Annotated in this window: 17 protein-coding genes; 12 read left to right on the top strand and 5 right to left on the bottom strand. The window is 63.3% G+C overall.

Features of this window, described 5'->3' with window-relative positions; all coding sequences use genetic code 11:
• Positions 1 to 56 precede the first annotated feature (56 nt).
• A complete protein-coding gene (locus tag AC1RJY_RS16635) occupies positions 57 to 920 on the bottom strand; it encodes an HAD family hydrolase (protein ID WP_014922643.1) in 864 nt (287 codons plus the stop codon).
• Positions 921 to 1,089: 169 nt separating this feature from the next.
• On the opposite strand from AC1RJY_RS16635, the gene AC1RJY_RS16630 reads away from it, so the two are divergent.
• Positions 1,090 to 1,344: a glutaredoxin family protein gene (locus AC1RJY_RS16630; protein WP_011775919.1), complete on the top strand. Its 255-nt coding sequence runs from the start codon at positions 1,090 to 1,092 to the stop codon at positions 1,342 to 1,344.
• 76 nt (positions 1,345 to 1,420) lie between these two features.
• Positions 1,421 to 2,128 (top strand): redox-sensing transcriptional repressor Rex, encoded by a 708-nt coding sequence (locus AC1RJY_RS16625; RefSeq protein ID WP_498602758.1) that lies wholly within the window; start codon positions 1,421 to 1,423, stop codon positions 2,126 to 2,128.
• Between the two features lie 47 nt (positions 2,129 to 2,175).
• Here AC1RJY_RS16625 and AC1RJY_RS16620 read toward each other — a convergent pair whose 3' ends face one another.
• From AC1RJY_RS16620 to AC1RJY_RS16610, 3 genes are all read right to left on the bottom strand, one after another.
• Positions 2,176 to 2,931: a hypothetical protein gene (locus AC1RJY_RS16620; protein ID WP_498602757.1), complete on the bottom strand. Its 756-nt coding sequence runs from the start codon at positions 2,929 to 2,931 to the stop codon at positions 2,176 to 2,178.
• A gap of 262 nt (positions 2,932 to 3,193) precedes the next feature.
• On the bottom strand, positions 3,194 to 3,892 hold the full coding sequence (locus AC1RJY_RS16615) for a hypothetical protein (RefSeq protein ID WP_011775916.1): 699 nt from the start codon (positions 3,890 to 3,892) through the stop codon (positions 3,194 to 3,196).
• Positions 3,893 to 4,149: 257 nt separating this feature from the next.
• On the bottom strand, positions 4,150 to 4,701 hold the full coding sequence (locus AC1RJY_RS16610; RefSeq protein WP_043471462.1) for a YceI family protein: 552 nt from the start codon (positions 4,699 to 4,701) through the stop codon (positions 4,150 to 4,152).
• A 207-nt stretch (positions 4,702 to 4,908) separates the two neighbouring features.
• On the opposite strand from AC1RJY_RS16610, the gene AC1RJY_RS16605 reads away from it, so the two are divergent.
• The 10 genes from AC1RJY_RS16605 to AC1RJY_RS16560 all read left to right on the top strand — a co-directional run bounded on the left by AC1RJY_RS16605 (position 4,909) and on the right by AC1RJY_RS16560 (position 19,127).
• The gene (locus tag AC1RJY_RS16605; protein ID WP_011775914.1) at positions 4,909 to 5,574 is read left to right on the top strand and encodes a histidine phosphatase family protein; all 666 of its coding nucleotides are present in this window, start codon (positions 4,909 to 4,911) and stop codon (positions 5,572 to 5,574) included.
• A 3-nt stretch (positions 5,575 to 5,577) separates the two neighbouring features.
• Positions 5,578 to 6,183 (top strand): TlpA family protein disulfide reductase, encoded by a 606-nt coding sequence (locus AC1RJY_RS16600; protein ID WP_011775913.1) that lies wholly within the window; start codon positions 5,578 to 5,580, stop codon positions 6,181 to 6,183.
• Between the two features lie 5 nt (positions 6,184 to 6,188).
• A complete protein-coding gene (locus tag AC1RJY_RS16595; RefSeq protein WP_014922639.1) occupies positions 6,189 to 6,944 on the top strand; it encodes a cytochrome c biogenesis CcdA family protein in 756 nt (251 codons plus the stop codon).
• A complete protein-coding gene (resB, locus tag AC1RJY_RS16590) occupies positions 6,944 to 8,638 on the top strand; it encodes a cytochrome c biogenesis protein ResB (RefSeq protein ID WP_014922638.1) in 1,695 nt (564 codons plus the stop codon). Before AC1RJY_RS16595 ends, resB begins: the two co-directional genes overlap by 1 nt.
• Positions 8,638 to 9,705 (top strand): c-type cytochrome biogenesis protein CcsB, encoded by a 1,068-nt coding sequence (ccsB, locus tag AC1RJY_RS16585; RefSeq protein WP_210063372.1) that lies wholly within the window; start codon positions 8,638 to 8,640, stop codon positions 9,703 to 9,705. Before resB ends, ccsB begins: the two co-directional genes overlap by 1 nt.
• 176 nt (positions 9,706 to 9,881) lie before the next feature.
• The gene (locus tag AC1RJY_RS16580; RefSeq protein WP_498602756.1) at positions 9,882 to 11,981 is read left to right on the top strand and encodes an Hsp70 family protein; all 2,100 of its coding nucleotides are present in this window, start codon (positions 9,882 to 9,884) and stop codon (positions 11,979 to 11,981) included.
• A gap of 3 nt (positions 11,982 to 11,984) precedes the next feature.
• The gene (locus AC1RJY_RS16575) at positions 11,985 to 14,069 is read left to right on the top strand and encodes a LuxR C-terminal-related transcriptional regulator (protein WP_498602755.1); all 2,085 of its coding nucleotides are present in this window, start codon (positions 11,985 to 11,987) and stop codon (positions 14,067 to 14,069) included.
• 174 nt (positions 14,070 to 14,243) lie between these two features.
• On the top strand, positions 14,244 to 15,605 hold the full coding sequence (locus AC1RJY_RS16570; RefSeq protein ID WP_498602754.1) for an IniB N-terminal domain-containing protein: 1,362 nt from the start codon (positions 14,244 to 14,246) through the stop codon (positions 15,603 to 15,605).
• Between the two features lie 133 nt (positions 15,606 to 15,738).
• Positions 15,739 to 17,655, top strand: a complete 1,917-nt coding sequence (locus AC1RJY_RS16565; RefSeq protein ID WP_210063376.1) for a dynamin family protein — start codon at positions 15,739 to 15,741, stop codon at positions 17,653 to 17,655.
• Entirely contained in the window at positions 17,652 to 19,127 is a 1,476-nt protein-coding gene (locus AC1RJY_RS16560) for a dynamin family protein (protein WP_014922631.1), read from the top strand. The genes AC1RJY_RS16565 and AC1RJY_RS16560 overlap by 4 nt, the downstream gene beginning before the upstream one ends.
• Here the strand turns inward: AC1RJY_RS16560 and AC1RJY_RS16555 are convergent.
• The gene (locus AC1RJY_RS16555; protein ID WP_498602753.1) at positions 19,108 to 19,710 is read right to left on the bottom strand and encodes a hypothetical protein; all 603 of its coding nucleotides are present in this window, start codon (positions 19,708 to 19,710) and stop codon (positions 19,108 to 19,110) included. The two genes, AC1RJY_RS16560 and AC1RJY_RS16555, sit on opposite strands and share 20 nt — an antisense overlap.
• Positions 19,711 to 19,712 lie beyond the last annotated feature (2 nt).

Below are 19,712 nucleotides of genomic sequence, written 5' to 3'. Positions count from 1 at the left end.
AAGCCCGTGGGATGTGAGAGAGGGTTGGGCTCAAGCCCGTGGGATGTGAGAGAGGGTTAGACGCGGGGGCCGCGGAACTTCGAGAATCCGCGCCACAAACCATACACAGCTCCGCCGACTGTGGCGGCTTTGAGGCCAAGGGTTGCCGCACGGCGTCCCGAGCGGAAATCGTAAACCGGCCAGTTGTTCTCACGGGCGTGCCGCCGCAGCTTTGAATCCGGGTTGATGACCACGGGATGACCCACCATGGTGAGCAAAGGAATGTCGTTGGCGGAGTCACTGTAGGCCCAGCAGTGGTCCAGATCCAGACCCTCCCGGTCGGCCACGAGTTGGACCGCAATTGCCTTTGCAGGTCCGTGCAGGATGTCGCCCACGAGCTTCCCTGTGTACACGCCTTCGTCCACCTCGCCCACGGTTCCCAACGCGCCTGTCAAGCCGAGCCGGGTGGAAATAACAGTGGCGACCTCGATGGGTGTGGCCGTCACGAGCCACACCTTCCGGCCGACCCGAAGGTGTTGTTCTGCCAGCGCTTTGGTTCCCGGCCAGATCCTCGACTCGATCATTTCGTCATAGACCTCTTCGCCCAAGGCTTTGATGTCAGCCACGGTAATGCCGGCAGCAAGGGTCAGTGCAGAGTCGCGCACCGAGTGGACGTCTTCCATGTTCTCGCCGCGCATGACGAACTTGAACTGCTTCCAGGCGAACCCGGCGGCCTGGGAAAGCGTGAACGCTTTTCGTTCATACATTTTGCGCGCCACGTGGAAGAGGCTGGCACCCTTCATCAACGTATTGTCGACGTCGAAGAATGCGGCTTCGCCAGCGTGCTTCTGCGCGATGTCCTTTTTCGCCGCGTCCTTCTGCACGGTGTCCTTCTGCACCAAGGCATCTGCGACCACGGCGGCGTTCTTCTCCTCGGGCATGCCTTGAGTCTAGTCAATCGCCGGGGCCCGCGTCGGGAACGCACGGGAGAGCGCCGAAAGGGGTGGGATGTGAGAGAGGGTTGCCGGGAAGGGGGTGGGATGTGAGAGAGGGTTGCCGGGAAGGGGGTGGGATGTGAGAGAGGGTCGGTGGGGCGGTTACCTTTGAGACATGGCAATTCCCGACGTCGTCCTCCTCACCAAAGCTGACTGTCACCTCTGCACGGAGGCGCGTGCCGCCGTCGAGCGTGTCACAAAAGGCCTTGGCGTGGGGTGGACCGAACAGAAGATCGACGGCGACCCCCAACTGCAGGAGCGCTTCGCAGAGGAGATTCCAGTGGTGCTGGTCAACGGCATCCAGCGCGATTTCTGGAAGATCGACGAGGAACGGCTCACCCGCACCCTGAAGAAAGTCCTGGAGGGCTGAGGGTGGGGTTACCCGCAGGTAATGGCTTTTGTTGAGTCCGGCGGGGGGTCATAGAGTGGAACAACAAAGCGACGCAATGGAGAATACCGTGACTGCGCTGGAACCGTCCCCGGAAGCCACAACCGGGGATAACGAACCTGCCACCAAGCAGATCCCGCCCGCGGCTGTGGCCCGGATGACTCTCTATTTGCGCGCGCTCAACTCTCTGCTGGCCGAAGGCGTTGAGCGGGTTTCCTCGGAAGCCTTGGCCGAGGCCTCGGGAGTCAGCTCATCCACCCTCCGCAAAGACCTTTCCTATGTGGGCTCTTACGGGACCCGCGGCGTTGGCTATGAGGTCCAGTACTTGAGCCGCCACATTGCGGCAGCCCTCGGCCTGACCCACGACTGGAAGGTCGCGATTGTGGGTGCCGGTAACCTCGGCAAAGCCCTTGCCCGGTATGGAGGCTTCGAGTCCCGGGGCTTCGACGTCGTAGCCATCTTTGATGCCGACCCCATGGTGATCGGCAACGAGGTGGGATGGTTGAGGGTCAGCGACTCCGCCGAGTTGGAGCGCGTCCTGGAACGAACCCACACCAACATGGTGGTCCTGGCGTTGCCTGCAACGGTGGCCCAAGACGTGTGCGACCGCGTGATTGCCGCCGGGATCCGGAGCATCCTGAGCTTCGCTCCGGTGCTGCTGCAGGTCCCCCCGCACGTCAACCTCCGCAAGGTGGACATGGCAACCGAGCTGCAGATCCTTGCCTACCACGCACAACGGGCGCAGACTCCGGGCCAGGCTGTTTAGCCTTCGCCGGGTCCGCGCCCGCGTCTAATACTTGGAAGTCGGCGTGTTTAGCGGCCGTAAGGGTTCTGGTACGGGCTGCCGAACGGCTGCGCCTTACGGAAGTAAGGAGCCGACGCCGGCAGGTACAGCATGACAATTGCTGCAACACCCAGCAGGATCACGATGAGCTGCAGGATTCCGTAGGTGGGACCGAACTGGAACAGGCTGGTAAGGCCGAGGACTGACAAGGCCGCGAAGACTGTGCCTAGGATCCGTGCCCAGTTCTTGCCCTTCCGGACGGGGAAGGCAACCAAGGCGTAGAGGCCCAGCGAAAGGATCGCCCCGATGATGGCGCCGACTGCGATGGCAGCCCGGATGCCTTCAGCGGATCCCTCAGGGATCTCTGTATTCTGCTGTGCGGCCTGTTGGAACATGACATCAATGATGGGATCAGCTCCGGTGAAGGCCAAGACCAGAGAGCTGATGGCGGACAGCAGTCCGGCCGCGACGATCATCCAGAACGCGTAGTTAACCATCGGCGGGATGGTGGTGGGTCCGGGCTGCTGGCTCGGCCAGTTAGTGCCCTGGCCGTACTGCGGAGCCACAGGGGCCTGGCCGTAAGGAGAGGCCTGCTGTCCGTACTGCGGTGCAGCGGGAGACTGCTGTCCGTACTGCGGCGCAGCGGGAGACTGCTGTCCGTACTGCGGCGCGGCAGGCTGACCGTACTGAGGTGCCGGGGGCTGCGGGGCAGAAGGCTGGGTGCCCTGCTGCTCGGGCTTGTTGTCGTCACCCGGGGTTGACGGCGGGTACGGAGGGTTGCTCATGGCATTCCTTTGCTTGTTCGACTGCTGGTGCGGCCGCCGGGATCAGCAAATCGACCCTGCCCCCAGCGTGGTTCTGCTACCACCGTACCTCCCGGGTCCGACGCTGCAGACGATCACACGCTGGTATTTCCAGCTCACAGGAAAAATCATCAAATCGGCTTACGCCTTCATGATGAAAGCCGCGGGAATCCGGAGGATCCGGGCCGCGGCCTTCAGCCTGCATTACCGCCGATCACGCACGACGACGGCAGTTGGGGCAGTGCTATGCGTGGCCCTTTACTGCCTTGAACCAGAGCTGCGAATTGGGCATCCACATCAGGACGACGGCGACTGCGCTGACCAGGAAGCCGAACCAGTTGCCGCCCAGGCCCATCCCGGAACCGCCGCCACTTGCCGCTCCGAAGATGGCCAGCAGCAGCGAAACGCCGGCCAGGATGGTCAAAGCGAGGCGAGCCCATTCTTTGCCTTCCTTCATCTTCATGGCCAGGACCACCTGGGCGGCGGCAACGGCCAAAGCGAGCAGGAGGAGGATGAGCGCGATTGCCGCGATACCCGGGGCGAAGGCGAAGGCTGCGATCACGGCGAAGAATCCAATAAGCCCGAACAGCAAGCCCAGAAGTCCGGAGATCACCCAAATAAAGTAGGAAACCTTCAACTCCGTCGGTAGGCCTTGGGTCTTGAACATTCCCGAGAACCCGCCCTGAGGCATGACGTCGTTGAAACTGCGCGGTCCGTCGGTGGGCATTTCGAAGTGGAAACCAGGCTGCCCGGCTGCAGGTTGGCCGGGCCCGGGCTGGGGTGCGCCGGGCTGTGAATACTGGCCTGGTTGAGACGGTGGCTGGTAACCCTGGGGGGGTTGGTAGCCCTGCGGAGGCTGGTAACCCGCAGGAGGAACATTGCCGGGCTGCGGAGGCTGGGAGCCGGGCTGCTGTGGCTGTGGTGTTTCGTCTGGGGTACTCATGGCATCACTTTAGACCGCGGGTTGAAGGATGCATAGGAAATTCGGAGCCAACTCGCAGCTAAATGCAGGCTCTTTGCCGAACAATTGCGTGGGTGACTTCCCTGCATGCGAAACGGCGCCCCCACAGTGTGAACTGTGTGGGGCGCCGTTTGGCTGCGTCGGCCACGGATCAGTCTCTTGTTCGTCGCCCTCCGCGTTGTACGGCGGGGATGACGAACAAGGGCGGGACTCGTGAACCCGCACCAGGAGCAGCAGGACTATGCGGCAGCCGGTGCGATGAAGGCGAGCTCCAGGTTGATGACTACCTTGTCGCTGACCAGGACGCCACCGGCTTCGAGGACGGCGTTCCAGGTGAGGCCGAAGTCCTTGCGGCTGATGGTGGTTTCGCCGGAGACACCTGCGCGGGTGTTGCCGAACGGATCCACGGCTACACCGTTGAATTCGGTTTCGATGGAAACTTCCTTGGTCACGCCTTTGATTGTGAGATCGCCCACGAGGTCGAAGCTGTTGCCGTTGGCCTTGACGTGGCGGGACACGAAGGTGATTTCCGGGAACTTCTCCACGTCGAAGAAGTCTTCGCCCTTGACGTGGCCGTCGCGGTTGACGTCGCCGGAGTCGAAGCTGGCGGTCTGGATGGTGGCGGTGACCTTGGAGTCGGCCAGTGTCTCACCGACTTCCAGAGTGGCAGCAGCATCCTTGAACTGGCCGCGGACCTTGCTGATGCCTGCGTGGCGGACGGTGAAGCCGATCTCGCTGTGGGAAGCGTCGAGGGTCCAGGTGCCGGTGGTGACGGAAGCGGGGAGAGTCATCATGGTGTTGCTCCTATATCAAGTGGTGGGTACTGCGTGCTTGCCCGGTCGAGCTCATTGCTTGAAGCGTCAACCGAGCTTCGTACCCAGTATAAACATGCATATGCATCTTTTATTCCAACTCCACGGAACATTTCGGGAAAACTTTGAGTTCTACTAGCGGTAGAAGATTTCGGATCGCCCCGCTTCTTTGAGAAACTGGTAAACATGCCCCAAGCAACTGTCCATCTGCTTCGCCATGGCGAGGTCCACAATCCCGGCGCCGTCCTCTATGGCCGGCTGCCGGAATTCCACCTCTCAGAGCGTGGCCGGGAGATGGCCCGGATGTTGGCGGACCACTTCACGGCCCGCGCCAGTGAAGGTGCCAAGATTGTGCATTTGGTAGCCTCGCCGCTGACCCGCGCCCAGGAAACAGCCATGCCGACATCCGAGGCGCTGAACCTGGACATCACCACGGATCCTCGCATCATCGAAGCCGAGAACCACTTTGAGGGACTCCATCCCACCAAGAGCGAGTTCCTCAAGCCCAAGCACTGGTTCTACTTCAGGAATCCCCTGCGGCCTTCCTGGGGCGAGCCCTATAAAGAGCAGGCGGCCCGCGTTCTGGCGGCTGTGGAAGACGCACGGGTGAAGGCGATCGAGCTCGGTGGCGACGGCGCTGAAGCCATTCTGGTGAGCCACCAACTTCCCATTTGGTCAACCCGTTTGACCGCTGAGGGCCGCCGCCTCGCGCACGATCCCCGCAAGCGTGAGTGCACCCTCACCTCCCTGACATCCTTGACTTTGGACGACGACGGCAAGATCGTGCGCGTCGAATACACCGAGCCTGCTGCCGTTCTGCTCCCCGGCGCGGCGAGCACCCCGGGGGCATAGAGCATGGACAACAATCTTTCGCGCCGCGGCGTGCTGACCGCCGGCGGTGTCCTCCTCGCAGGACTGACCATGGGCCTGTCCGCGTGTGCCCAGGAAGACTCCCTTGCAAAGCAAGCCAAGGCTGGCGACAACAAGAACTACGTGGCCGGCGATGGTTCGGTGACGGAGTTCGCCAAGGCAGATCGTGCAGCCCCCGTGGCGCTCAAGGGCACTCTGTTTAATGGGCAGACCGTAAAGCCGGAGGACCTGCAGGGCAAAGTCACTGTCCTGAACTTCTGGTTTGCCGCATGTGCTCCGTGCCGCATCGAAGCCCCCCAGCTTGAAGCCCTGCACCAGGACTTCAAGGACCAGGGAGTCCAGTTCTTCGGCGTTAACCTGCGCGACGAACAAGCCACCGCTGAGGCGTTCGACAAGACCTTCAACATCACCTACCCGAGCTTCAATGACAAGGACGGGGCTGTGCTGCTGTCCGTGTCCGGCATTGTGCCCCCGGGAGCAGTTCCCACCACCTTGGTCCTGGACAAGGAAGGCAAGGTTGCCTCGCGCGTGCTCGGCGAGATCGAGAAGAGCACCCTGAAAGCCCTCATCACCTCCGCAGTGGCCGAGTAGCACCCATGAACAGTCCTTTCGCCGAGACGATCCTCAACGGATCACTGCTGCTGGCTGTGCCGGTGGCGTTGCTGGCCGGACTGGTCTCGTTCCTTTCGCCTTGCGTGCTGCCGCTGGTCCCCGGTTACCTGGGATACGTCACGGGACTGACGGGCGTCGACCTCCAGAAGCAGCGGCGGGGCCGCATGCTGGCCGGCATCGGACTGTTTGTCTTGGGCTTCTCGGTGATTTTCGTCCTCCTGGGCGGTGCCTTCGGCCAGCTTGGGACGTTGCTGACGGGTCCGCAAAATGCCTGGATCACGCAGCTGTTGGGCATCCTGGTGATCATCATGGGCGTGGTGTTCATGGGCGGCTTCGGCTGGCTTCAGCGTGACGCGAAGATCCACGCCAAACCGCCCGCAGGCCTGTGGGGTGCGCCGCTTCTGGGACTCACGTTCGGCCTCGGCTGGGCGCCCTGTATTGGTCCCACGTACTCCGCGGTACAGTTGCTGAGCCTGTCCGGCGGTTCGTCGGCGGCCAAGGGAGCACTCCTGGCGTTCGTTTACAGCCTGGGCCTTGGCATTCCATTCCTCCTGATTGCTTTGGCCGTCCGCCGGGGCATGGGCGTCATGTCCTTCTTCCGCAAGCATCGGCTGGCCATCCAGCGGATCGGCGGGGGCATCCTGATTTTGCTCGGCATTCTGATGGCCACCGGTGTGTGGGGAACCTGGGTGACCGAGTTGCAGTACTGGTTCCAAAACGATGTGAAGTTGCCAATCTGATGAGCGAGTCCGTGAAAGCCAAGAAGAAGTCACCAGCCGCTGAAAACACAGCGGACGGAAAACTCCAGCAGGCCAAGTCCGAGGCAGCCCTGCCCGCGCTCGGTTTAAAAGGCATGCTGCGGTGGGCCTGGACCCAGCTGACCAGCATGCGCACGGCCCTCTTCCTGCTGCTCCTGCTCGCAGTGGGCGCCGTGCCGGGTTCCCTGTTCCCGCAGCGGCCTGCCAACCCGTCAGTGGTCACGCAGTACATCAAGGACAACCCTTCTTACGGCGAGCTTCTGGATGCCTTGCAGCTGTACGACGTCTACTCGTCGGCCTGGTTCTCGGCCATCTACATCCTGCTGTTTGTCTCCCTGATTGGCTGCGTCACACCGCGTGCCATCGCCCATTACAAAGCCATGAAGTCGCAGCCGCCGCGCACCCCCAAGCGCCTGTCGCGCCTGCCTGAGTACGGCACCTTGGCCATACCCGCCGACGCCGGGATCCCGGCCTCGAAGGCCATCAACGATGCCGCCGGGCTGCTCAAGAAGCGCGGCTACCGCGTGGAGGTCAGGGACGTCGACGACGCCCTGCCGTCCTTGGGTGCAGAACGCGGCTTCCTGAAGGAAGTGGGCAACCTGGTGTTCCACACGTCCTTGATCGGGGTGCTGGTGTCTGTGGCCATCGGTGGGCTTTACGGATACAGCGGCCAGCGGATCTTGGTGGAGGGCGAAACGTTCGTCAACACCTTGGTGGGCTACGACCAATTCACGCCGGGTACCAACTTCCAGAGCAGTTCGCTCCAGCCGTACTCGATGCAACTGGATAAGTTCGAGGCCAGGTTCGACCGCGAATCGCCGGGCAAGGCCGGGCAACCCATCGACTACACCGCAGAAGTGACCACCAAGGAAACTCCGGATTCGCCGGGCAAGAAGGAAACGCTCAAGGTCAACGACCCCGTTTCCCTCGGAGGTACAAGCCTCTACCTCACAGGAAACGGCTACGCACCCTTGGTCACGGTCCGCGACGGCGAAGGCAATATTGCCTTCCAAGGTCCCGTAACGGCCAAGGTCCAAGGCGACAACTACTATTCCTCCGTGGTCATCAAGGTCCCGGACGCCAAGCCGGAACAGCTCGGCTTTGTTGGCTTCTTCCTTCCCACGGCGTTCGTCACCGAGGACGGCATTTCCTTCAGCGGCGCCCCGGAACTGATCAACCCCCAGCTGAGCCTGAACTCGTTCTACGGCGACCTCGGACTGGACAAGGGCGTGCCCCAGAACGTGTTCGAACTGGACGTCAAAGACTTGACGCAGCTCAACGGCCGCGACCTCGCCGCCGGGGGTATCACCCTGACCCCGGGCGCCACAGTCGACTTGCCCGAAGGCAAGGGCAGCATCACGTTCGATGGCGTCAAGAAATACATCGGCGTAGACATCCACCACAACCCGGGCCAGCTGTACGCGTTGATCTTCGGTTTCCTTGCGGTGGCCGGTCTGGTCATGTCGCTGTACATTAACCGCCGCCGCGTGTGGGTCCGCACCGGAACCCACGCGGACGGCCGCACCATGGTGGAGTACGGCCTGCTGGCACGTGGTGAAGACCACCGCCTGGCCGGCGAAGCAGCAGCCCTCCGCGAGATCTTGGCCCGGGAATGGAACATTCCTGATACCGCCGCAACAACAGCAGTCTCTTCCTCAACCTCGAAGGACCAGTAATGCCCGTCATCAACGAAACCCTGGGCCAGTACAGCGAGCTGTTCATGCTGTTGGCCGCCGGCACGTACACCGTGGCGTTCATCGCCTTTGCCTGGGACCTGGCGAAGAGCAGCAAAATGCTCCGTGCAGTGGACCAGAAGGCCGCGGCAAACACCGCCGGCGAGAAGGTCACGGTGGCTGCAGGCCGGGTCGCCAGTGGCTTGGGAGGTCCCGACGCCGGTGGGCCGGCTGGCCGTGCCGAGCGTCCGACGTCGGGCCTCACCGTTGAGGGCGGTACCGCCGCAGGTGACATGAAGTACGCGGGCGAACGCCGCGCACCTGCCCGGGTGGCCGTGGCGCTGACGGTTTTGGGCGTCCTCATCCACGGCGCAGGCGTGGTTACCCGTGCTTTCGGTGCGGGCCGCGTGCCGTGGGGAAACATGTACGAGTTCCTCACCACAGGTGCTTTTGTTGCTGTGGCCGTCTTCCTGGTGGTCCTCATCCGCAGGGATCTGCGCTTCCTGGGCACGTTCGTGATCGGGCTGGCCATCATCATGCTGGTGGCCGCGTCCGCTGCTTTCTGGACTCCGGTGGGGCACTTGGTTCCGGCCCTGCAGAGCTACTGGTTGATCATCCACGTTTCCATCGCGGTTTTGTCATCAGCCCTGTTCACGCTGACCTTCGCCATGTCTGTGCTGCAATTGCTGCAGTCGCACCGCCAGAAGAACCTGGCTGCGGGCCGGACTGACAACCTGGGCTTCATGCGCTTGGTTCCGAATGCGCTGAGCTTGGAAAACCTGTCCTACCGAATCAATGCCATCGCCTTCATCGGTTGGACGTTCACCCTCATGTTCGGTGCCATCTGGGCCGAAAAGGCGTGGGGCCGTTTTTGGGGTTGGGACCCCAAGGAAGTGTGGACCTTTGTGATCTGGGTGGTCTATGCGGGCTACCTCCACGCCCGGGCCACACGAGGTTGGACTGGAACCCGTGCAGCGTGGTTGTCGATCGTTGGCTACGCCTGCGTCATCATCAACTTCACACTCGTGAACACTGTTTTCAACGGCTTGCATTCTTATTCGGGACTTTAGTTCCAGATCCCGCCCTGAGCAGGGGCGTTACTTCCCAAGCTCATACTCACGCCTCGACAATGACAATTCGGTGTAGCAATTAGCCCTTTTGCCCTGTGAAGGCAGGTGCTAACTTGATCAGGACCCGCTTGTGATGCAGACCGCTAGCGACGCGCCGTGACCTTTTCGAGGTAACCATGAGCTATGTTCTCGCCATTGACGTCGGGACAAGTTTTACAGCCGCAGCCCTTGTTAAACCCCAGCAAGGACCCGCTCCGACCCCTGAAATTCTTTCGCTGGGATTGCACGGCAGCGCCGTGCCCTCGGTGCTGTTTTATGCCGACGACGGCAGGATCCTGGTTGGCGAAGCGGCCGAACGTCGCGGCTTGGACGACCCCCAGCGCATGGTGCGGGAGTTCAAACGCCGGATAGGTGACTCCGTTCCCCTCGCTGTCGGTGAGAGCTGGCTGGCCCCAGAAGACGTGTATGCCACCATGGCCCGTTGGGTGGTGGACAAGGCCGAAGAGCGCGAGGGAAGCGCGCCGTCGTCGATCATCATGACGTACCCCGCAGCATGGGGGCAGCACCGCACTTCCCTGGTCCTGGCAGCGCTCAACATGGCGGGTCTGCAGGACATCACCCTGATCAGCGAGCCGGAAGCGGCGGCCCTTCATTACGCCTCCCAAACGCGTGTTGAGGACGGCAGCATCATCGCGGTGTATGACCTGGGCGGCGGTACTTTCGACACCGCCGTCCTGCGCAAGGCCGGAGCCGGGAACTTTGAACTACTGGGCCGTCCGGACGGCATTGAAACCCTTGGCGGCGCCGATTTCGACGCCGCCGTCCTGCGCCACGTGATGGGTCATGTTGGTGACGCTGCGGTGATGGATCCGGGTTCTCCCGGGACGTTGGCCGCCCTGTCCAGGTTGCGGCGGGAATGCCGGGAAGCCAAGGAAGCGCTGTCCCTGGACAGCGAAGCCAGCGTTGCTGTCTCCCTGCCCGGCACCCAGCTGTCCGTGAGGCTGGTCCGTTCCGAGTTCGAGGCGATGATCGAGGCCCCGGTCCGGGACACAGTGGACGCCCTTGAACGCAGCCTGGGGAGCATCAACCTTGGAGCCCAGGACCTGAGCGCCGTGCTGCTGATCGGCGGATCGTCCCGGATTCCACTCGTGGCGGAGCTGATTTCCGTGGAACTGGACCGTCCCATAGCCGTGGACGCCGATCCCAAATCGTCCATTTGCCTTGGTGCTGCCGTAGCTGGTCTGCGTTCCAGCGGGGCGGGTGCCGTGGATGCCGCGGCCGGCGCTCCAACCCTGGCTTCCGCGTCCAAGGATTCCGTTGCTGGCGGGAGGCCGCACGTCCCGGGCCGGGTTCCGGCATTCAGCCACCCCAAGGCGGCGTCGGCCAAGCCCGGTCGGCACGCCCCACGGCCCCGGGTCCGCATGGCAGCAGCAGCCGCTGCGGCCGCAACCGCGCTGACCATCGCCACCGCCACGGCAGCACAGAGCCCCGAAGGCACCGGACTGCTGGCAACCGTGTTCGGAAACCAAGCGGCCGATGTCATGCGCGACGGCGGTGCGCAAGCTTCCGGTGCGCAGGCTTCCGGTGCGCAGGGCGGCAGCGCTGCAGGAGGCGCCGCCGGTTCGGCGCCCGTGATGGGAGGACCGGCTGCGGGGCTCGAAGCGAGCGCCAAGGCCGGGGTCACGAGGGCTGGATCCAACGGACGGGCTCCGGTCAGGCAAGGAACAACGAATTCGGGTGCAGCGAACGCGGGGACAGGCAGCGCGAGCACCGGTTCAGGGAACACTGCAGGGGCGGGCGCTGGCGGCACCACCGCTGGTACAGTCGCCGGCGGGACAGGGGGCACCACCGCGCCGGCCGCCCCGGGAACGGGGACCACCGCGCCGGGCACCCAGGCCCCAGGCACGCAGACTCCAGGCACGCAGACGCCGCCAACAACCCCGGCCCCTGATCCCACAGGAGGTGCCGCGAGCGGACCAACACCCGATCCGAGCACTCCGCCTCCCACCACACCACCGGTGGTGGTTGAGCCCACGACGCCACCGGTCATCGAGCCAACAACACCGCCTACCACTCCGGCAGATCCAGTTACTCCACCACCATCGCCGGAACCCCCTGCACCGCAGCCCGAGCCCACAGTGGTCCAGGACCCTCCGCCGCCGTCACCGGAACCAACTCTGCCGCAGGAGACCGCACCGCCGGTCACCCCGGACCCTGCACCTTCACCAGCGGAAACCAGCCCTACTCCGGATCCAGCGCTGCTCTCGGCGGTCTAACCCATGACGGGACAGGACCATACGCCCGGGCACTTTCGGCCCGCGGCAGACGATCACCCCCTGAACCAGACCACAGAGACCCGGGGCACAGATATTGCTCCCACGCTGACGGGCGCGACTGCGGCAGTCCGCGAGCTGCTCTTGGCATTGTCCGTGGGGTTCTCCATCCCGTCGCCCCTGCCTGACAGCCTGGGAGACCACCACCTGGTGGACCATGGAGGGCTGGACTCGATCATTGCCGCAGCCAAGGATGCCGGGCTGCTCTCACCGGACGGGTCCGTGGTGGGTACTGCACGGTACGCCCTGCTGAAGGGAACACCCACTGCCCGCATCCGCGCGCTTCAGAAAGAACTGGTGGACAAGACTCTCCAGGAGGGTCAGGCGTTGGGGGAGTTAGCCCGGGACCTTGCGAGGAGTGGGTTCAAAAACCCCCGTGTTGTGGCTGAGCTCGAACGGTCCGCGGACGCTGTACTGGAAACCGACCCAGCACAGGCCGCCGAGCTCTACTCCGAAGCCCTCATGGCAGGGGGAACAGAACTGGCCACAGCTGCCAGGCGCGCCCAGGCCACCGCGGCCACCGGTGACCTGGACTCCGCAGGCAGGATCGTGGATCGACTCCTCGCGATGCCTGAGCCGCCCGACCTTCGCCTGGGAGTGGATGTGGCGGCCGCGGTCTGGGCGCAGCGTGGAATGTTGTCTCGGAGCGCCGATACTTACAGCTGGCTGGGATCAGACAGGATCGACGGTTCGGCCCCGCTCGCTGCGGTGGCCATGATCGGTTCGGGAAATTCTGTGGGTGCCGAAGAGTTGCTGGCAGTTGCTCCGCCGAGTGGTTCGCCGACGCTCCTGGCAGTGGCTTTGTCACTGACGCAGGAAGGGCTGCGCCAAACCTTGGGGCCCGCACCCGAACTTGCGCTGCCTGAACTCATTAGGGCCTCGGACATGATGAACGCGGCAGGTACCTCGATCCCCTTGCCGGAGACACCCAGCGCGCTGGCCGCCGTATGCGCCCTGCACAGCGGGGAACCGGGGGTAGCGGACACAGTGCTCAAAGCCGCGCTGGCTGGAGGCCAAGGCGGCGATGCTGCCCGTCCCCGGCTGTTCCTGCTGCGGGCATGGTCTTCCATGCAGCAGGACAACGCCGACGAAGCACGCCTGGCCATCAACGAGGCCGTCAAGGCCAACCACTGGCCCTTGGCGCCCCGGGATGAATTCTTATTGGCGGCCTTGGACGTGGGCCTGGCCCGGCGGGGCAGCGACGTGCACGAGCTTGTGCTGGCGTGGGACAAGGCCCGCGAAGCGATGATGCACGTCTCCGTGGATCTCTACAGCCTTCTGCCGTGGGGTGAATTGATGATCACCGCGGCGCGATTGCGGGAATCCAGGAGAGTTTCGCATTATGTGGAGGGTGCTTGGGACTTGCTGGGAAGGCTGGGCAACCCGCCCTTGTGGTCAGTGCCGCTGCACTGGGCGGCCGTGCAGGCGGCGTTGCTGAGCGAGGACCCGGCCGGTCTTGCACCGCACGCGGCAGCCTTGGTGCGGGCATCGGAACACAGCCATCTGGCGTCCGTGCTCGCCGCTGGAGGCAAGGCCTGGGTGTCTGTCCTGGCTGGCCGCTTCGAAGCGTGCGACGTCGAAACAGCGGCCCGCGGGTTGGCCGCCGTCGGGATGCCCTGGGAAGGCGCGCGTTTGGCGGGCCACGCCGCAGCGCATGCGGACGAACGGCGCGACATGGTGAAACTGCTGGCTTGCGCCAGGGACATCCATCCCCAGAGTTCGGCTCCGTCCGGCGGAGCTTCAGAGCGGCAGGAGGATGTCCACACCGCCGTCGTCGCCCCGCCCGTCATGGACAACGGGGGTAGTCCCGGGAACCCTGATTCTTCAGGGCTTAGCGCCAGGGAACGGGAAGTGGCCCGGCTCATCCTGGAGGGCAAGACCTACCGGGAAATCGGCGAGGCCATCTACATTTCGCCCCGCACGGCAGAACACCACGTGGCACGCATGCGCCGGCGCCTGGGCGCCGAAAACCGCTCTGAACTCCTGGTCCGTCTCCGCCTGGCGTTGGGGGAGGGGTACCCGCCTCCGTAGCGGCAACCCCCTCCACCCCCTAACGCAAAACCACACCATCCCCTAACGGTGAGGCAGCCGGTAGGGGGACCACCCCCGATGCCCGGTCCCCAACCGCGGCAATAGTTTGGATTCAAGCCCGGCAAAGGCGCCGGGCGAATCATTATCCATCACAGAATTTGAGGGAGCACTCCAATGCCTACACTCGCACAACAGCTCGTGCAGTTCCTGATGAGCCTGTTCAACGATCCTGAAGCAGCCGAAGAATTCGTACGGGATCCCGAAGCAGCGCTCGCAGCGGCCGGCCTCCGTGACGTCTCTTCGGCCGACGTCGACGCCGTTCGCCCGGTGGTCCTCGACTACGCACCCATCAACGCCCGCTCGTCCTTCGACCGCGAATACAACACCGGCGGCAACCACGCATCGACGGGTGGCTGGGGTGGCCGTGACGACGATGATCATGACGGTGGCGGCCACGGCGGTGGCGGTGGTGGCTGGGGTGGCCATGACGACGACGATCATGGCGGTGGCGGACACGGCGGTGGCGGTGGTGGCTGGGGTGGCCATGACGACGACGATCATGACGGTGGCGGACACGGCGGTGGCGGTGGTGGCTGGGGTGGCCATGACGACGACGATCATGACGGCGGCGGCCACGGCGGCGGCGGTGGCGGTGACTGGGACGACCATGCACATGCCGTCCAGCAGCTGGTCCACGTAGTAAACAACTACTCGTACACCACCACGATCGACGACCGCGACACGATTACTGACCAGTCGGTCAACCAGAACATCTGGGCCGACGGTGACGTAGTCCAGTTGTTCGACAATGAGGCCGTCATTGCTTCCGGCGATGGTGCAATTGCAGCCGGGGACGATGTTCGGGATTCCGGCAACACCACTACAACAACCACTACAACAACGACGAACACCGACGATCATTCGTTCAACATCAATGAATCGGGCCCTGGCGACGTTGAGGTCGGCAACACGGACATCGAGATCAAGGATTCGTTCAACGACAACTCCGATAACTCCGTGACCAAGGACTCCTACAACACGGACGTCGACGTTGACGTGGACATCGAGGACTCCTTCAACGAGGACAACTCGGTGGACAATTCGCACACCAATATCCACAACACGGATTCGTTCAACAAGGACTCCTACAACAACGAGACCGAACTGGAAGTCGGCGACGTGGACGTGGAGTACACGAACATCGAGAACTCCACCATCATCAAGGACAACGAGGTGGATCTGGAGTACACCAACGATCACTCCACCAACGTGGAATTGGAAGACGTGCAGGTCAACTACGACTCCACGGTGATCCAGGACAACGAACTGGAGATCGACAACTCCAAGGAAATCGATGTCGAAGACGTCCAGGTCAACTACGATTCCACGGTTGTCCAAGACAACGAGTTGGATGTTGAATACACCAACGTGGAGGACAACACGGTCATCGCCGACAACGAACTCGACGTGGATGTGGAGTACAACGACATCGACGATTCGATCGTCGTCGCCAAGAACGATGTGGAAATCGACTAGCACCAACGAGTTCCACACGATGTAACAACAAGAAGCACAACGCGTTACCCCCAGCAGTGCCCGGCAGGCGGCAAACCGTCTGCCGGGCACTTCGTGGCCTCATCGGCGAGGCTGGCAGAGCAAAGGACAGACCGTGGCGGAAACAGGACGCATGACCACCTTGGCGGAGCAGGGCATGGCGCTGGTGGGGGACCGGAACGACCTCCGTCGCCGATTGGAAAACACCCTCAACCGCCTGCGGGATCCAAGCGTTCGGGTGATCGTGGTGGGTGAGTTCAAGCAGGGAAAGAGCCAGCTCATCAACGCCTTGGTGAACGCACCGGTCTGCCCCGTTGATGACGACATCGCCACCTCCGTCCCTACCGTCGTACGGCAGGGGGACCCGGCGTCGGCCGTTGTCCTGGTTCCCAGGAAGGACGGTACCGGACCCGAGGCTGAAGGTGAGACCGGCGGATCCGAGAACGGCTTGGAACGGCAACCCGTGCAGCTGGAACAACTCGCGGAATACGTTTCCGAAAAGGGCAACCCGGGCAACACGAAGAACATCGTGGCAGCCGAGGTTTCCCTGCCCCGGAAACTGTTGTCCGGGGGCCTGACAATCGTGGACTCTCCGGGCGTTGGCGGCCTGGGCTCAACACACACACTGACCACCTTGACTGCGCTGCCCTCGGCGCACGCCATGGTGTTCGTCTCCGATGCTTCCCAGGAGTTCACCGAGCCGGAAATGCGGTTTCTGCGTCAGGCGATGCGCATCAGCCCGAACGTCCTGTGCGTATTGTCCAAAACGGACCTTTACCCCGCGTGGCGCCAGATCGCGGACCTGGATCAAAGGCACCTGGCTGACGTCGGGCCCGATATTCCGCTGTTTCCGGTGTCCTCGGAACTTCGTCTGCATGCGGCGCGGCTGCAGGACCCGGAACTGAACGCCGAATCAGGGTTCCCGGCGTTGATCGGCCATGTGCGGAACAACATTGTGGGCGGGGCGGCCAGAATGCAACGCAGATCCGTGAGCAACGACCTCTTGTCCGTCACCGATAACCTCAGGCTCGCCCTGCAGTCGGAACTTGGAGCCTTGGAAAATCCGGCAGGAACTCCGCAGATGATCGCCGGCCTGAATGCGGCCAAGGAGGATGCCGATGCGCTGCGCAAACGCTCCGCGCGGTGGCAGATAACGCTCAACGATGGCATCGGTGACCTGATCGCCGACATGGAGTACGACCTGAGGGACCGGCTACGCAGGATTCAACGCGAGGCCGAAACAGCCATTGAGCAAGGCGATCCTGGACCCGCGTGGGAGCAGTTCACGCAATGGCTGGAACAGAGCACGGCGGCAGCGGTTTCAGATACTTTCGTGTGGACCAGCGAGCGTGCTCAATGGTTGGCCACACAGGTTGCGGAGCACTTCTCAGAAGAGGAGGTGGCCCTCCCCGCATTGAAAGTGTCCGATACCGGCGGCGTGCTGGACCCCGTGGCCGATATTCAGCACATGGAAGACGGCCGGCTGGGGCCTCTGCAGAAGGTGCTGATAGGGATGCGGGGGTCCTACGGCGGAGTGCTGATGTTTGGCCTGCTGACCGGCATTTTCGGTATGGCCCTCATCAACCCGCTGTCCGTTGGAGCAGGCCTGATGTTGGGACGCAAAGCATTCAGGGAAGACAAAGAGGCCCGACTCAAGCAACGGCAATCAGAAGCCAAAGTCCTGGTCCGAAAGCACGTGGATGATGTGGTGTTCCAAGTGGGCAAACAGCTCAAGGACAGGCTGCGGTTGGTCCAGCGGGCCACGCGGGACCACTTCACGGAGATTGCCGAGGAGCACCACCGTTCCCTGACGGAATCCGTGGCGGCCGCGCAGAAAGCGGCAGCTACGTACGCGGTGGAGCGGGACATGAGAATCAAAGAGATACGGAACCAGCTCAAAGCCGTTGACGCCCTGGCCAAGTCCGCTCAGCAGCTGCTCGAAGAGCCGCCCGTCTCCCGGCCCGACACTGGATCCCAGCCCGGCACCACCTCCCTCCCCGGCGCCGCGACCTCGCCGATCCCGGCAGGATGATGGACACAGGCATTGCCGGAGCCTCGGACCTGCTCCGGCAAGCAAGGGAGATCTTCCACGGCGACGCAGCGGCTCTCGCGGTGGTGGACGAACTCGAGGGCAGGCTGGAAGGGCCTTTGCGCATAGCCGTGGCCGGGATGGTGAAAGCCGGCAAATCAACGCTTCTCAATGCGATCATCGGGGAGGAAATAGCGCCCACTGACGCCGGGGAATGCACGCGGATTGTTACGTGGTACCGCTACGGACACACGCCCAGGATCACGCTCCATCCCATCATCGGGGAGCCGCAAGCACTCCCCGTCACCCGTGAAGATGGCCGCTTGGTGTTCAATTTGGGCCAGGTCCGGGCCGAGGATGTTGAACGGCTGGTGGTGGACTGGCCAACGGCCAGCCTGCGGGAGCTGACGCTGATCGATACCCCGGGAATCGCCTCGCTGTCCCACGACGTGTCAGGCCGGTCTACGGAATTTCTCCTCCCCGAAGACGCCCCCATGGCCGCCGATGCCGTCATCTATCTCATGCGGCATCTCCACGCCTCCGATGTCCGGTTCCTGGAATCCTTCAAGGACACCGCCGCGGGCCAATCCGGGACAGTCAATGCCTTGGCCGTCCTGTCCCGCGCCGATGAGATCGGCGCAGGAAGAATCGACTCCCTCATTTCCGCCGCAGTGATCGCCGATCGATACAGCCGGGACCAGAACCTCAGGCCCCTTGCCCTGGGCGTCGTCCCGGTTGCCGGCTTGCTGGCGCAGAGTTCGCGGACCATGCGCCAAGGCGATTTCGAGGCCATGCAGCTTTTGGCGCAGATGGACAGGAAACAGAGGGAAAGGCTGATGCTGTCAGCGGATCTCTTTGTCCGCGCCACCGAACCCGAAGGACTCGGTCAGGCAGCAAAGACGTCCCTTGTGGAGAGGTTCGGTCTGTTCGGGATCCGCCTTGGTGTTGCCCTGATCCGGGGCGGTATCAGCAATCCTACGGAACTGGCCCATGAGCTCTCACGGCGCAGCGGCCTTGGCCAGCTGCTCGATAACATCGCCTATTTGTTCCAAACGCGCGCGGACGCACTCAAGGCGCGTGCCGTCGTTGTGGGTTTGGAAGCCTTGCTGCGCAATTCGCCACGGGACGTCGCGCTGCTGCTCGAAGCTAACTTGGAAAAACTTCAGGCGGGCGCCCACGAGTTCCGGGAATTGAAACTCCTGGCAACCCTGCGGACTGAGGGCTCAAGCCTGACTCCGGAGCTGTCCGCGGAAGCTGAGCAGCTGGTAGGTGGACGCGGCAGCACGCCTCCCCTGAGGTTGGGCTTGGATCCGGGGGCAAGCCCGGAGCAGATCAGTGAGGCGGCACGAAACGGCCTGAACCGTTGGCGGTTGATCGCGGAAAACCCGCTCACTGAGCCGGCCGCACTGGACGCTTGCCGCGTGGTGGTCCGTAGTTGCGAAGGGATGTTGGCCGCTATCCCCGCCGTTCGCTGAGCAACCAGTTGGTGGTTGACGGGAGGAACAGCAGGATCAGGCCGGCCGCCGCCAAGATGAACTGGGCCGCCAACAGCACTATGGTCAGGGTCCCGTCCGTGCCTGGGGTCACCACAAAGTCGGCAGTGATGACCGTGACTACCGCATGCAGGAGGACCAACGGGGCCAGTGCCCAGCGAGCCCAGATGCGGCGTCTGAACAGGACCGCCAGCAGGATCGCTTCCATGGCCACCACCAGCGCAAGCATGGTGAGGCTGCCAAGGAACACGACGGCGGTGGCCCCCTCCAGAGCGTCGGCGTCGCCGTCGGGAACCATGCCTGAGATGACGCCCTTCAGGCGTTCGAAGTGGGAATCACGGCCGAGAAAGCCTGTCACCACTACGGCGATTCCGGCCACGAAGCTCGCCACCCACAGGGAGCGGGACAACCGTGCGGCTCCGGGAGGCCGAACAACCGCCGCTATGGGCGGGGGAGTGGAGAGGGAAATGCCTGGTCGCGGTGGTGGTGCGGAGGGTGATGTGGGCCCGCTGGCTGATGGTGCGGAGGAAGGTGACTGCCGTGATCCATCAGCTTGCTGGGCCATGT

It is taken from the genome of Arthrobacter sp. GW822-FHT05G07, assembly GCF_058799755.1.
This window is presented reverse-complemented; position numbering and strand designations above follow the sequence as displayed.

Bases quoted from the DNA above. Each gene is read 5' to 3' on its own strand.
- AC1RJY_RS16605 (WP_011775914.1), top strand. From the start codon at position 4,909: ATGCCCCAAGCAACTGTCCATCTGCTTCGCCATGGCGAGGTCCACAAT.
- resB (WP_014922638.1), top strand. From the start codon at position 6,944: ATGAGCGAGTCCGTGAAAGCCAAGAAGAAGTCACCAGCCGCTGAAAAC.
- ccsB (WP_210063372.1), top strand. From the start codon at position 8,638: ATGCCCGTCATCAACGAAACCCTGGGCCAGTACAGCGAGCTGTTCATG.
- AC1RJY_RS16625 (WP_498602758.1), top strand. From the start codon at position 1,421: ATGGAGAATACCGTGACTGCGCTGGAACCGTCCCCGGAAGCCACAACC.
- AC1RJY_RS16580 (WP_498602756.1), top strand. From the start codon at position 9,882: ATGAGCTATGTTCTCGCCATTGACGTCGGGACAAGTTTTACAGCCGCA.
- AC1RJY_RS16620 (WP_498602757.1), bottom strand. From the start codon at position 2,931: ATGAGCAACCCTCCGTACCCGCCGTCAACCCCGGGTGACGACAACAAG.
- AC1RJY_RS16600 (WP_011775913.1), top strand. From the start codon at position 5,578: ATGGACAACAATCTTTCGCGCCGCGGCGTGCTGACCGCCGGCGGTGTC.
- AC1RJY_RS16610 (WP_043471462.1), bottom strand. From the start codon at position 4,701: ATGACTCTCCCCGCTTCCGTCACCACCGGCACCTGGACCCTCGACGCT.
- AC1RJY_RS16560 (WP_014922631.1), top strand. From the start codon at position 17,652: ATGATGGACACAGGCATTGCCGGAGCCTCGGACCTGCTCCGGCAAGCA.
- AC1RJY_RS16630 (WP_011775919.1), top strand. From the start codon at position 1,090: ATGGCAATTCCCGACGTCGTCCTCCTCACCAAAGCTGACTGTCACCTC.
- AC1RJY_RS16575 (WP_498602755.1), top strand. From the start codon at position 11,985: ATGACGGGACAGGACCATACGCCCGGGCACTTTCGGCCCGCGGCAGAC.
- AC1RJY_RS16635 (WP_014922643.1), bottom strand. From the start codon at position 920: ATGCCCGAGGAGAAGAACGCCGCCGTGGTCGCAGATGCCTTGGTGCAG.
- AC1RJY_RS16615 (WP_011775916.1), bottom strand. From the start codon at position 3,892: ATGAGTACCCCAGACGAAACACCACAGCCACAGCAGCCCGGCTCCCAG.
- AC1RJY_RS16555 (WP_498602753.1), bottom strand. From the start codon at position 19,710: ATGGCCCAGCAAGCTGATGGATCACGGCAGTCACCTTCCTCCGCACCA.
- AC1RJY_RS16595 (WP_014922639.1), top strand. From the start codon at position 6,189: ATGAACAGTCCTTTCGCCGAGACGATCCTCAACGGATCACTGCTGCTG.
- AC1RJY_RS16570 (WP_498602754.1), top strand. From the start codon at position 14,244: ATGCCTACACTCGCACAACAGCTCGTGCAGTTCCTGATGAGCCTGTTC.